This window comes from Ochrobactrum sp. PL_is483 (genome assembly GCF_055816855.1).
Map to the genome: position 1 here is coordinate 418,740 of NZ_JBVPGS010000037.1, position 12,938 is coordinate 431,677.

The window sequence follows — 12,938 nt, forward strand, 5'->3', positions numbered from 1 at the left end:
GCTGCGATCTTTGCTGTCGCTTGATGCCCGTTAATGACAGGATGACAGATTTTTACGGAAGGTCAAATTTTTTATCATCTGGTCAATTTATGAGAATTGCATACCAGAAATAGCGAAAGGTCCGGCTGGGAATGCACGGACCTTTCGTGTTCGTCATGAGCCGGAAATCAGAGCGGATCGGACTTGAGGCTGCTTTCCGTCGCTTCCAGTGCCGGAATAGTTTCGATTTCTTTGGGCTGCGCGGGGCGTGAACTCAGCACCAGCGCACATCCCGCAATGATGACGGCAGCACCGACAAACTGGATGAAAGACAGCTGTTCTTTCAGGAACACCGCGCCGACCAGAACGGCTATGACCGTCACCGTAAATTCGACGCTGATGGCCTTGGTCGGGCCGACATTTCCGACCAGCCTGAAATAAAGCACATAGGTGAGGGCGCTCATGACGCAGGCGGAAATCAGCAGATAGGCGAAATCGCCCAATCCGGGCATGGTTGGAACCGGAACGGCAAGGACCAGCGGCAAGGTCAGGATGCCGCCGAAGATGAACGCGCCGATGGTCGTTTCCCACGATCCCGTGCCGGCAAGGCGGCGGCTTGCGTAATTGCTGCCGAAAGCTGCGGAAAAGCAGGAAAACAGGACGGCGATGCAGCCTGTTACAAAGGCAGGCGTAACCGCCACCGCGGGAAAGCCGACGAGGCAAATAATGCCCGTTACGCCGAGCAGCAGGCCGATTAGGCCGCGCGACGTGATGCGTTCAAGCCCCCAGAACTGGCTGATGATCATCGAGAAAAGCGGAATCGATGCGACGCAGATCGCGGCCATCGCCGTTCCGATCAGCGGGGTGCCGTAAGAAAGGCCGATCAACTGGCCCGCAACCGTGGTTGCGCCAACAATGGCGAAGGGCTTCCAGCCTGCGTGGAAATTGAGCCTGCGTCCGGAGAGCCTTGCTATTGCAAAAAGCGTTCCGGCTGCGATGAAGGAACGGAAGGCCACCGCGCCCGCCCAGCCGAAGGCTGCAACGACCTGCACCACCACCAGGAACGACAGCCCCCAGGCGACGGCAAGGAAAATATAGGTCGCAATATCTCTCGGTTTCATGCCGACGAACTTTCAGGAAGTTTACAGACTATCGGGTGCTGCCTTGTAAAAGATGAAGCCGGATCAGGTCGTTTTTGCGGCGGCGTTGGACGCCGCTTCCGCGATATTCGCAAAGAACCGATCGGCGATTTTCCGGGCGACAGAGCCAAGCAGTTTTGTGCCGATCTGCGCGACCTTGCCGCCCGCGTCACCACGTATGGAATAAGACAGGATCGTATCGCTGCCGTCCTCATCGAGGCGAACATCCGTAGCACCATGCGCAAAGCCCGCTATGGAACCCTCGCCATGACCGGAGATGGTGTAGGATACAGGCGGAACCATGTTCGAAAGTTCGAGCATGCCATGAAAGCGGACCTTGAGAATGCCAAAGCTCACCTTGAGGGCGGCGCGTATTTCCGTTTCCGAAATCCGCTCGATATCCTCACAGCCGGGAATGCAGGATTTCAGCGTTTCAATGTCGTTCAACGCATCCCACACCGCTTGTCGTGGCGCCGCAATCCGCTCTTCTCCGGTCAGGTCCATGCTTCACTCCTGGGCCGCATTCCGAAAAGTGTGAATCATTTTCGGATCAAATGCGCAAAACAAAATTGCAGCAACGCGCCGATCTGGTTGGACGGGATCGAAATGCGCTCTGGATGGATCACCCTAAATTGATCAATATGGTGTATATGACACTCCGTCCAAATTGGAAGTTCGGTAATTTATTTGCCGCAAATCCTCTCTAAAACGCTTAATGTCCGCAATTAAATCGATTTGATTCGGGAGTAGCATTCATGGCAAGAGACGCGACCAAGCTTGAAACAACAGTCGCAAAGCTGAAAAAGCACTGGGCAGATTCGGCCCCGCGCGACATGCGCGCGGCGTTCAAATCAGATCCGGGCCGTTTCGAGCGGTATTCGCTATCCCTCGATGACCTTTTGTTCGACTGGTCGAAATGCCGGGTCAACGACGAAACGATCGAACTGCTCAAGGAACTGGCCGTCGCTGCCGATGTTGAGGGCCGTCGTGCGGCGATGTTCGCGGGCGATCATATCAACAATACCGAGGACCGCGCCGTTCTCCACGTCGCGCTGCGTGATACGTCCTCGAAGGAAGTGCTCGTTGACGGACACAATGTTCTGCCGGACGTGAAGGAAGTGCTCGACCGTATGGCGGCATTTTCGGATGGCATCCGGTCAGGCGCGATCAAAGGCGCGACGGGCAAGAAAATCACAGATATCGTCAATATCGGTATCGGCGGTTCCGACCTTGGCCCTGTCATGGCGACGCTGGCTCTGTCCCCATATCATGACGGCCCGAAAGCGCATTTCGTTTCCAATATCGACGGCGCGCATATTGCCGATACGCTTGGCGTTCTCGATCCTGCAACGACGCTTGTCATCATCGCTTCCAAGACGTTCACGACCATCGAAACCATGACCAATGCGCAGACGGCGCGCAAATGGGTTGCCGATGCGCTGGGCGAAGCCGCCGTTGGCGCACATTTCGCCGCAGTCTCCACCGCGCTCGACAAGGTCGCCGCTTTCGGCATCGGCGAAGAGCGCGTCTTCGGTTTTTGGGACTGGGTCGGCGGACGCTATTCGGTCTGGTCGGCCATCGGCCTGCCGGTGATGATCGCCATCGGACCGGATGATTTCCGCAAGTTCCTCGCTGGCGCGCATTCGATGGATGTGCATTTCCGCGATGCGCCGCTGGAAAAGAACCTGCCCATCTGGCTCGGCCTCATCGGTTACTGGCACCGCGCAATCTGCGGCTATGGCAGCCGTGCGATCATTCCCTATGATCAGCGTCTTGCCCGCCTTCCGGCCTATCTGCAGCAGCTGGACATGGAATCGAACGGCAAGAGCGTCACGGTCGATGGCAAGCCGGTTTCCGGTCCGACCGGCCCGGTCGTCTGGGGCGAACCCGGCACCAACGGCCAGCATGCCTTCTTCCAGCTTCTGCATCAGGGCACCGACACCATTCCGCTGGAATTCATCGTCGCGGCAAAGGGCCATGAAAAGCACCTCGATCACCAGCACGAAATGCTGCTGGCGAATTGCCTTGCGCAGTCCGAGGCGTTGATGAAAGGCCGCACGCTGGATGAGGCACGCGCGCAGTTGAAGGCAAAGAACCTGCCCGATGCAGAAGTCGAGCGCATTGCGCCGCATCGCGTTTTCTCGGGCAATCGTCCTTCGTTGACGCTGGTCCACGACAAGCTTGATCCTTTCGCTTTCGGGCGTCTGGTTGCGCTCTACGAACACCGTGTTTTCGTTGAAGCGCAGATTTTCGGCATCAACGCTTTCGATCAATGGGGCGTGGAGCTTGGCAAGGAGCTGGCGACCGAACTTCTGCCGGTTGTGTCGGGGCAGGAAGCGAGCGACGGTCGCGACGCATCCACGCAAGGGCTTGTCGCGCATCTGCATGCGCGAAGGAAAGCTTGACGACATTCTCTGCACAATTAGAAATGAAAGAGAGCCGGGTTTGTAATCCGGCTCTCTTCATGAGGAATAGAATGGGACATGAAATGAAAACCGAGATTATAAAATTTGCCGGCGATGTACCGGGAAATGCCATCGAGTTGCGCGTGCTGCGCTTTGACGGCAACGACAAGGATGCCCCCGGCGCCTATCTTCAGTCCTCGCTTCACGGGGGCGAGCTTCCGGGGCAGGCGGCTCTTCATTTCCTGGTTCCCATGCTGAAGAAAGCTGCCGAAGAAGGGCGCGTTCTTGGCAATATCACGGTTGTTCCGCAGGCAAATCCCATCGGCTCGAACCAGTGGCAGGCTTATCAGCACCTTGGCCGTTTCGAGACCTTCTCGATGACCAATTTCAACCGTGCGTTTCCGCTTCTGCCGGACTTCGACACATCCGGGCTCGCCGAACCCGATGCGCCGGTCGCCCTGGCACAACGCCTCAAGGCGACGCTTCTGAAGCTGGCCCTGCCGCACGAGATCGTGCTCGACCTCCATTGTGACGACGAGAGCGACAACTATGTCTATATCGCCGAGGAATTCGCCGAGGACATGAAGGATCTCGCCATCGCGCTCAATTCCACGGCAATCCTTGCATGGGACACCACGGCGGATGCGGCGTTTGAAGAAGCTTGCGCGCATCCGGTCCTGAAATTGCCTGCCGACAAACGCAACATGAAGCGCCGCGCCGTGACGACGGTGGAGTTCCGCGGATTGACCGATGTTTATTCGGATATGGGCAAGGGCGATGCGGAGGGGCTGTATAAATTCCTCGTGCATCGCGGTGTTGTCCGCGACGACAACGTGAAGCTTGAGACCGAATATAAGGGGCGCGTAACCCCGTTGTCGCATGTGGAGATGATCCGGGCGCCGGAAGGCGGCATGGTGCTCTATCATGCAGCGCCCGGCGATGAGATCAAGGCAGGTGCGGCGCTGGTAACCGTTGTAACACGCCCGGGCGAACCGGAAGGCGACATCACGCTGACCGCCCCTCAGGATGGCCTTATCCTGACCCGTCGCTCGCTGCGTTATGTGCGCCGTGGCGACGATCTGCTCAAGCTGCTTGGGGCAAAACCTTCCGCCGTCAAAAAGCGCGCGGGTGCGCTGGAAGCATGAGCGGCAGGCTTTCCGCAGATAGCCTCAAATCGATCCGTGCCGTCCTGTTCGACAAGGACGGCACGCTGATCGATTTCGACCGCACGTGGTTTTCGATTTCGTGGCAACTGGCGCAGCGCTCGGCGGAAGGCGACGAGGCGAGGGCGCGCGCCCTGCTCGATGCCGGCGGCTATGACTGGATGAGCGAGCGGTTCCGCGCCAATTCCGTTATCGCCGCAGGTACTGTCGAGGACATTGTTTTGCTTTGGCACCCTGATCTTGGCGATGCGCAATTGCGCGAGCGGATAGCGGAATATGACGCCTATTGCGTCACCGAGGGCGCGCGGTCTGCGGTTGCTATCGAGGCTGTGCGCGAAACGCTCGAAACCCTTCGAAAGATGGGTTTTCGTCTGGGGATTGCCACCAACGATTCCGAAGCCGGAGCACACGCGACGGCCAAGGCGCTGGGCATTGACGGGTTTTTCGACGTCGTGATCGGCTATAACACGGCAGCACGTCCAAAGCCTCACCCCGATCCGCTGCTCTATTTTGCAAAAAAGCTGGGGCTTTCGCCGCACGAGATCGCCATGGTCGGCGACAATCTGCACGATCTGGAAACGGCACATGCAGCCGGGGCAGGGCTGGCGGTCGGCGTCCTGTCGGGCAACAGCCCACGCGAAGTACTCGAGCCCCATGCGGATGTGGTGCTGGATAGCGTTGCCGGATTGCCTGAGCTACTGACCTAACCTCTGCATGAAACACTTTGAAACGACTGCGGCCGGATAAGATATCCGGCCGCAGTCACCTCTTGATGAATGCTCTTGGAGCGCCATGCGCCCGCTCCAACCTATTGAGCCATCGTGCTTTTCGAAAATCGATTCCGATTTTCGGGCCGATGCCCTAGTCGCGCAGTTCGCGGCGCAGTATCTTGCCGACATTGCTTTTCGGCAGGCTTTCGCGGAACTCGACCTCGCGCGGGCGCTTATAGTTGGTGAGACGTTCAGCGCAATAGGCTTTGACGTCGTCTGCGGTCAGGTTGAGGTCGCTGCGCACGACGAACAGTTTCACGACCTCGCCCGAATGTTCGTTCGGTATGCCAATGGCAGCCGATTCCACGATCCCCGGATGACCAGCGGCTACTTCCTCGATCTCGTTCGGATAAACATTGAAGCCGGAAACAAGGATCATGTCCTTCTTGCGGTCAACGATCTTGGTGTAGCCTCGTTCATCCATGAAGCCCATGTCGCCGGTGCGGAAGAAACCGTCGGGCATGATCGAACGTTTGGTTTCATCAGGACGGTTCCAGTATCCCGCCATCACCTGCGGTCCGCGCACACAGATTTCGCCGACTTCTCCGAGCGCGAGGTCTGTTCCGTCATCATCACGGATTGCGACGTCGGTCGATGGCATGGGCAAGCCGATGGTTCCGGAGAACTCGGTTGCATCGAGCGCATTGGCGCAGGCAACGGGCGAGGTTTCTGAAAGGCCATAGCCTTCCGTGATGTGGCAACCGGTCATCTTCTGCCAGCGTTCGGCAACGGGGCGCTGAACAGCCATGCCGCCGCCAAGGGTCAGGATGAGGGGCTTGAAATCCAGCGTCTGGAAATCGGGATTGTTCATGAGGCCGTTGAACAGGGTGTTGAGGCCGGGGAAAATATGGAACGGATATTTTTTCAGCTCTTTTACAAAGCCGGGAATATCGCGTGGATTTGGAATGAGAATGTTTCGCGCGCCAAGCTTGATGCCGACCATCGCATTCACGGTCAGCGCGAAAATGTGGTAAAGTGGCAGGGCGCATACGAAATTCAACGCCTTCGGCCTGCCCTTCTTGCGGAAGGCAACATCCATCCAGACATTCATCTGCTCAACATTCGCAAGAATATTGCTATGGGTAAGCATCGCACCCTTCGAGACGCCTGTCGTGCCGCCCGTATATTGCAGGAAGGCAAGGTCGGAACCTTGTACCGGAATGGGATTGAAGGACTGGGCGCGGCCTTGTGCCAACGCATCCCTGAAGCGGATATGCCCCGGAATGTTCCACGCCGGCACCATTTTCTTCACGCGGCGCACGACGAGATTGATGATGTGGCCCTTTAAACCGTGCATGTCGCCCATTGAAGCGACGATGATATTGGGCACATTGACGGAGTTCAGGGTCTTTTCCACCGTCGACGCGAAGTTTTCCAGAACAATCACTGCTTTGGCCCCGGAATCGCTTAGCTGATGTTCCAGCTCGCGCGGCGTATAAAGCGGATTGACGTTCACAACTACAAAACCGGCCCGCAAAATAGCGGTAAAGGCAATCGGATAATGCAGGATGTTTGGCATCATCACCGCAACACGATCACCTTTGACGAGGCCGCGCGATTGGAGAAACGCTGCGAGCGCCCGCGAGTGTTCGTCAAGTTCGCTGTAGGTGAGATCCTTGCCCATACAGGTGAAAGCACTGTTGGAAGCAAATTGCTTGCAAGATGCCGAAATCATGTCGCCGATCGAGGTCATCTTGCTCAGATCGATTTCGTGCGGCGTGCCAGCCGGATAAGTCTTGTACCAGATCTTTTCCTGCGCCGAGGCGCCTTTGGCTGCCGATCCCGCGGTCATGGCTTCAGCTGCGGATGCACTTTGCCCAGTCGTTTTTTTTGCCATTTCTTCTCCCCGGATTGCTCCGTCCTATATTGGGCCGCCTGTGCGCCCGCCGTCTCCCAAGCCATCCGCCCCCCGGACGGCTCCCTCGTTGATAAATGTGGTCGAGTTTTGATCTCTTCGCAAGAGTTACATTGACGTAAGCGTAAATTATAAAAGAGTCGAGCGTCTCTCCCAATTTTGAAGTTTGACATTCACAATTGGTTGAAATTCCCCGTTGGAAAAAATTGCCTCCTCGGCAGATAAAACATATCGCAATTATATCTGGCAAAAATATTCAATCAGCTTCGAATGCCTGATTCCTCAGGGATCGAACGAGTGTCGAGATTGCTCTCCCACCATAAGTCACAAGATCATAATTCCTGTCGCCTCGCAACCATTCGTTGAGAAGGCCGCTCAGCATGGAAAGCAGGATCGGGGCTGCGGTGTCCGCGGTCCATTCCTTGGAAAGCTCGCCGCGTCTTGCGGCCACATCGAGCAATCCTGCGAACAAGGAGAGGACATTGGCGCGCGCTTCCCTGACGCGCTCTTCAAGTGGGGCCATTTCGCCGACGAATTCGCAGCGCTGGTTGATGATAATGAAGATATTCTGCTGACGCGTATCTTGCGAAAACAGCTGCAACGCCTGGATGCTCGATTGCTCCAGGACATGCATTGGATTGGGGTGATTGACGGCTGCCGCCTGCAGCATGATTTCTTCTTGCGGGAAACGGACGCTGCCTATGATCGTGCGAAGAATTTCAACCTTGTCGCGGAAATGAAAATAAATCGCACCCCGGGTCACTCCTGCATGACAGGCGATTTCCATCAGTGTAGATTGGTTGACACCGCGTTCGAGGAAAACCCGTTCGGCGGCCAGCAATATGGCCTCCCGGGTTTCGGCAGCCTCGGCTTTCGTTCTTCGCATGGCTTCTCTCGGGTAATCGCAGGCTGGAGGCTCAGTTAGCCACTCAAATCCGGGTAACTCATTCGTGATCTGAAACATTAGATGATTGACTATAACACGGTAGTTCGTATTTACAAACACTCGTGTATGTTAAATTGGCAGCACCGCGCGACAGCAAGGGCACTCCCACCATGAATTTGAACCGTTCCATTCGGCTTTATGCGGCAGGGGCCGCTTTTCTCGTCTTTGCGGGTCAGCCCGTTCTGGCGCAAGCGCCCGGAGGCGCGACGCCGCCACCGCCGCAGGTTTCCGTTACCGTGATCGAGCCGCATGATGTGCCGGTCACCTATGAATATGCGGCACGTATCAGCGCCTATCGCGATGTTCAGGTGCGCGCGCGTGTGGGCGGAATATTGCTTCACCGCAACTTCACCGAAGGCACGGAAGTCAAGGCTGGCGACGTGCTGTTCGAGATCGATCCCGCCCCTTACCAGGCGGAGCTTGAGAAAGCTCAGGCGCAGGTAGCACAGGCCGAAGCGCAGTATCAGCAATCCATCCGTGACGCTGAACGCGCTGAGCAGCTGGTGCAGCAGAAAGTGCAGAGCACCGCCGTTCGTGATTCCGCTTTCGCGACGCGCGACCTGAACAAGGCGTCGGTTGCGGCAGCCAAGGCGCAGTTGCGCACCGCCGAACTCAATCTGAGCTATACCAAGGTGACCGCACCGATCAGCGGCATCACCAGCCTTGAGCAGGTCAATGAGGGCAGCCTCATCGGCACAGATGCAGCCTCCAGTCTCCTGACCTCGATCACCCAGCTTGATCCGGTCTACGTGAACTTCTCGTTTACGGACACGGAAGCAGCCGAAATCGACCGTCTGCGCGCTGAGCGCGGCGCCACCGGTGAAGATGCCGATCGCCTCAAGATCAAGGTCGTGTTCGGTGACGGGCAGGCTTATGACCATGAAGGAACGATCGACTTCACCTCGTCGTCGCTCGATACGGAAACGGGCACGCTTGGCGCCCGCGCGGTCGTTGAGAACCCCAATCGACGCCTGATCCCCGGCCAGTTCGTCCGCGCTGTGATCCTTGGCATTCAGGTCAAGAACGCCATCACGATCCCGAAGGCTGCATTGCTTCAGGGGCCGCAAACGCAGTTCGTTTATGTGGTCAACAAGGACAATGTTGTCGAAGTTCGGCCGATCACGGTTGCGCGTGAACTGAGCGATGCGTGGCTGGTGTCCGAAGGTCTCAATGCTGGTGATCGGGTCATCGCCGAAGGGCTTATCAAGGCTGCTCCCGGCAAGCCCGTGAACCCGGTCGAGGCAGCGACTGAAGCAGGCAAAGAACAGGCGGCAGGCAAGCAATGAACAGATTTTTCGTCGACCGCCCCGTTTTTGCGGCGGTCATCTCCATTGTGCTCGTGCTGGCCGGCCTGATCTGTATCCGGATTTTGCCGATTGCCCAGTACCCCGAACTGACGCCGCCGCAGGTTGTCGTCAGCGCGACCTATCCCGGTGCGAGCGCCGAAACGGTGGCGCAGACCGTTGCCGCGCCGTTGGAACAGCAGATCAACGGCGTCGAGAACATGCTTTATATGCAGTCCTCGAGCCTCGGCAGCGGCACGATGCAGTTGACCGTGACCTTTGCTCTGGGCACCGACCCCGATCAGGCCACCATCAACGTCAACAACCGCGTGCAGCGTGCGACGTCGTCGCTTCCGCAGGAAGTTCAGCGCCTTGGCGTCACCGTGGACAAGCGGTCCACCACGATCTTGGGCATGGTCGCCATGTTCTCCGACAGCGATCGCTATGACCGCACCTATGTCGGTAACTATGCGCTCCTGAACGTGGTCGATGACCTCAAGCGCTTGCAGGGCGTTGGCGATGTGCAGCTGCTTGGCAATATCGATTATTCGATGCGTATCTGGCTGCGTCCCGACAAGCTGGCGCAGTATAATCTGACGCCGAGCGATGTCTCGACGGCTATCCAGGAGCAGAATGCGCAGTTCGCCGCAGGCCGCTTCGGCGACCAGCCGGACCCGCAAGCCGGACCGTTCACCTATACGGCGACCACGCAGGGACGCCTGCCGGATGCTGCGGCATTCGAGAACATTATCCTCCGTTCGAGCCCCAATGCGGCAACGCTCCGTCTCAAGGACGTGGCGCGTGTCGAACTCGGTACGGAAAGCTATCTCGTCGACAGTAATCTGAACGGCACGTCCGCTGTCCCGATTGCAATCTATCTGCAGCCGGGCGCCAACGCGCTCAACACGATGGAGCTTATCCAGAACCGTATGGATGAGCTGAAGGCAAGCTTCCCGGCGGGTATCGATTATTCGATCCCGTTCGATACGACCAAGTTCATCAAGGTTTCTATCGAGGAAGTGGTTCACACCTTCATCGAGGCGATCATTCTCGTCGTGCTGGTGGTGTTCATCTTCCTGCAGAACTGGCGCGCGACGCTTATCCCCATCATCGCGGTGCCGATCTCGATCATTGGTACTTTCGCGGGCATGTATGTGCTGGGCTTCTCCATCAACCTCCTGACGCTCTTCGGTCTGGTGCTGGCAATCGGCATCGTGGTCGACGACGCTATCGTGGTTCTGGAAAACGTCGAACGTATCATGACGACCGAAAAACTGTCGCCGCGCAAGGCTGCCATCAAGGCCATGGGCGAAGTGACGGGGCCGGTGGTTGCGATTGTTCTGGTGCTGTGTGCTGTGTTCATTCCGGTCGCCTTCATGGGCGGTCTGGTTGGCGAAATGTACAAGCAGTTCGCGGTGACCATCGCGATTTCGGTGACGCTGTCGGGCCTCGTGGCTCTGACACTGACACCGGCACTTTGCGCGCTCATCCTGAAACCGGGGCATCATGAGCCGATGCTGCCGTTCCGCATCTTCAACCGTTTCTTCGAGCGGGTGACAGACGGTTACTCCAGCGGCGTTCGCTTCTTTTTGAAGCGTGCTGCCATCGGCCTGATCATTTTTGCGGGCCTTCTTGGCGCTACCTATTATCTTTTTGAAAGGGTGCCGGGATCGCTGTTGCCGGATGAAGATCAGGGCTTCCTGTTCAGCGTTGCCGTGCTTCCTCCTGCGGCCTCCTTGGAGCGCACGACGGCGGTTCTCGATCAGGCGAGTGAGAACATCCGGAAAAGCCCGGCGGTGGAAAGCGTCTTCGCGGTATCCGGTTTCGATCTTTTGTCGGGCGGCCTGAAAACCAGTGCGGGCACGATGTTCATCATGCTCAAGGACTGGAAGGAACGCACGACGCCAGAAACCGACGCGCGCAATCTGCCCGGTGCCATCATGGGGATGAATGCGGGCATCAAGGACGGACTTGTTCTGGCGTTCAACCCGCCGCCCATCATGGGCCTCAGCACCACCGGCGGCTTTGAGCTCTATGTTCAGGACCGTACGGGCGGCGGTGTGGATTCGCTGACGCGAGCCACCAAGCTCATTACCGACGCTGCGGCCAAGAGACCGGAATTGCAGGGCGTGCGTACCACGTTCGATCCGAATGTCCCGCAATACGACATCCAGCTTGATCGCGAGAAGGCGAAGGCCATGGGTGTGCCGATCAACTCTGTGTTCACCGCGATGCAGGCGACGTTCGGCAGTCTCTACGTCAACGACTTCACGCTGTTTGGCCGCAACTATCAGGTCAACCTCCAGTCGGAAGCCGAATTCCGCCGCGATCCGAGCGACCTCAAGCATGTCTTCGTGCGGGCCAATTCCGGCAGCATGATCCCGCTTGATGCCCTTGTGACCGTCAAGCGTATTGTCGGTCCCGATCAGCTTGAACGCTTCAACGCCTTCAACGCGGCCAAGGTCACTGGCAATCCGGCGCCGGGCTTCACTTCCGGCGATGCGATCAAGGCAATGCAGGAAGTGGCTGCGGAAGTTCTCCCGCAAGGCTACCAGATTGCATGGACCGGCTCGGCCTATCAGGAAGTGACGACCAGCGGCACAGGCACGCAGGCCATGATCTTCGGTCTCGTGATGGTGTTCCTGATCCTTGCCGCGCAGTATGAACGCTGGAGCCTGCCGCTCGCCGTCATCACGGCAGTGCCGTTTGCAATCTTCGGCGCATTGCTGGCGACCGATCTGCGCGGATTGACCAATGACGTGTATTTCCAGATCGGTCTGGTGACACTCATAGGTCTGGCGGCCAAGAACGCGATTCTGATCGTGGAATTCGCGGTGCTTGAGCGAGAGACCGGCAAATCCGCCATTGAGGCGGCAGCGTCGGCGGCCCGCTTGCGCTTCCGTCCGATCGTGATGACGTCGCTGGCCTTCATTCTCGGCGTGGTGCCGCTGGCCATCAGCACGGGTGCCGGTTCGGCAAGCCGTCACTCGATCGGTACAGGCGTTATCGGCGGCATGTTGGCAGCAACGTTCATCGCGACCTTCTTCATTCCGATGTTCTATAGCCTGATAGCACGCAAGCCTCCGAAAAGGCCTGAGGACGAGGATGTGAACGAGACGACCAGCCCAAGCGGGCAGGCTGATAGTCAGATCTAGCCCGCTTCAAACTGCAAACAAAAGCCCCGTCGAAAGGCGGGGCTTTTCAGGCCGCTGACAAACCCGCCAATATTTTTCGGCGGGTTTTGTTTTTGGGAGGGGCGCGTTTTGTGACTGCACTGGCGAGGAGTTGCAAACGGCTGTAGCCGCTCATGCGCTGGCTGCCTTTGGCGTCTTTGTCAGGACCATGGCGATCTTCTTGATGTTCTGTGCGGCGGCTTGCAGCAGGCATTGGCAGGCGAC

9 protein-coding genes are annotated in these 12,938 nt (G+C 57.7%); 5 read left to right on the top strand and 4 right to left on the bottom strand.

Annotated features, from left to right (window positions below; translation table 11 throughout):
* Positions 1–167 precede the first annotated feature (167 nt).
* A complete protein-coding gene (locus AC0TNJ_RS15670; protein ID WP_473771613.1) occupies positions 168–1,100 on the bottom strand; it encodes a DMT family transporter in 933 nt (310 codons plus the stop codon).
* Positions 1,101–1,163: 63 nt separating this feature from the next.
* The gene (locus tag AC0TNJ_RS15675) at positions 1,164–1,622 is read right to left on the bottom strand and encodes an SRPBCC family protein (protein ID WP_122000676.1); all 459 of its coding nucleotides are present in this window, start codon (positions 1,620–1,622) and stop codon (positions 1,164–1,166) included.
* A gap of 251 nt (positions 1,623–1,873) precedes the next feature.
* Here AC0TNJ_RS15675 and pgi point away from each other — a divergent pair, with 251 nt between their 5' ends.
* The 3 genes from pgi to AC0TNJ_RS15690 all read left to right on the top strand — a co-directional run bounded on the left by pgi (position 1,874) and on the right by AC0TNJ_RS15690 (position 5,393).
* Positions 1,874–3,523 carry a glucose-6-phosphate isomerase gene (pgi, locus tag AC0TNJ_RS15680; protein ID WP_473771614.1) on the top strand — a complete coding sequence of 550 codons (1,650 nt, stop codon included), beginning with the start codon at positions 1,874–1,876 and terminating at the stop codon, positions 3,521–3,523.
* 83 nt (positions 3,524–3,606) lie between these two features.
* The gene (locus AC0TNJ_RS15685; RefSeq protein WP_473771615.1) at positions 3,607–4,668 is read left to right on the top strand and encodes a M14 family metallopeptidase; all 1,062 of its coding nucleotides are present in this window, start codon (positions 3,607–3,609) and stop codon (positions 4,666–4,668) included.
* Entirely contained in the window at positions 4,665–5,393 is a 729-nt protein-coding gene (locus AC0TNJ_RS15690) for an HAD family hydrolase (protein WP_473771616.1), read from the top strand. The genes AC0TNJ_RS15685 and AC0TNJ_RS15690 overlap by 4 nt, the downstream gene beginning before the upstream one ends.
* A gap of 154 nt (positions 5,394–5,547) precedes the next feature.
* Here the strand turns inward: AC0TNJ_RS15690 and AC0TNJ_RS15695 are convergent, their stop codons facing one another.
* Positions 5,548–7,293: a long-chain fatty acid--CoA ligase gene (locus AC0TNJ_RS15695; protein ID WP_122000673.1), complete on the bottom strand. Its 1,746-nt coding sequence runs from the start codon at positions 7,291–7,293 to the stop codon at positions 5,548–5,550.
* A gap of 274 nt (positions 7,294–7,567) precedes the next feature.
* Positions 7,568–8,197 (bottom strand): TetR family transcriptional regulator, encoded by a 630-nt coding sequence (locus AC0TNJ_RS15700; RefSeq protein ID WP_473771617.1) that lies wholly within the window; start codon positions 8,195–8,197, stop codon positions 7,568–7,570.
* Positions 8,198–8,367: 170 nt separating this feature from the next.
* Between AC0TNJ_RS15700 and AC0TNJ_RS15705 the strand changes: the two genes are divergently transcribed.
* On the top strand, positions 8,368–9,543 hold the full coding sequence (locus AC0TNJ_RS15705; RefSeq protein WP_473771618.1) for an efflux RND transporter periplasmic adaptor subunit: 1,176 nt from the start codon (positions 8,368–8,370) through the stop codon (positions 9,541–9,543).
* Entirely contained in the window at positions 9,540–12,695 is a 3,156-nt protein-coding gene (gene bepE / locus AC0TNJ_RS15710) for a multidrug efflux RND transporter permease subunit BepE (protein ID WP_473768831.1), read from the top strand. The genes AC0TNJ_RS15705 and bepE overlap by 4 nt, the downstream gene beginning before the upstream one ends.
* Positions 12,696–12,938 lie beyond the last annotated feature (243 nt).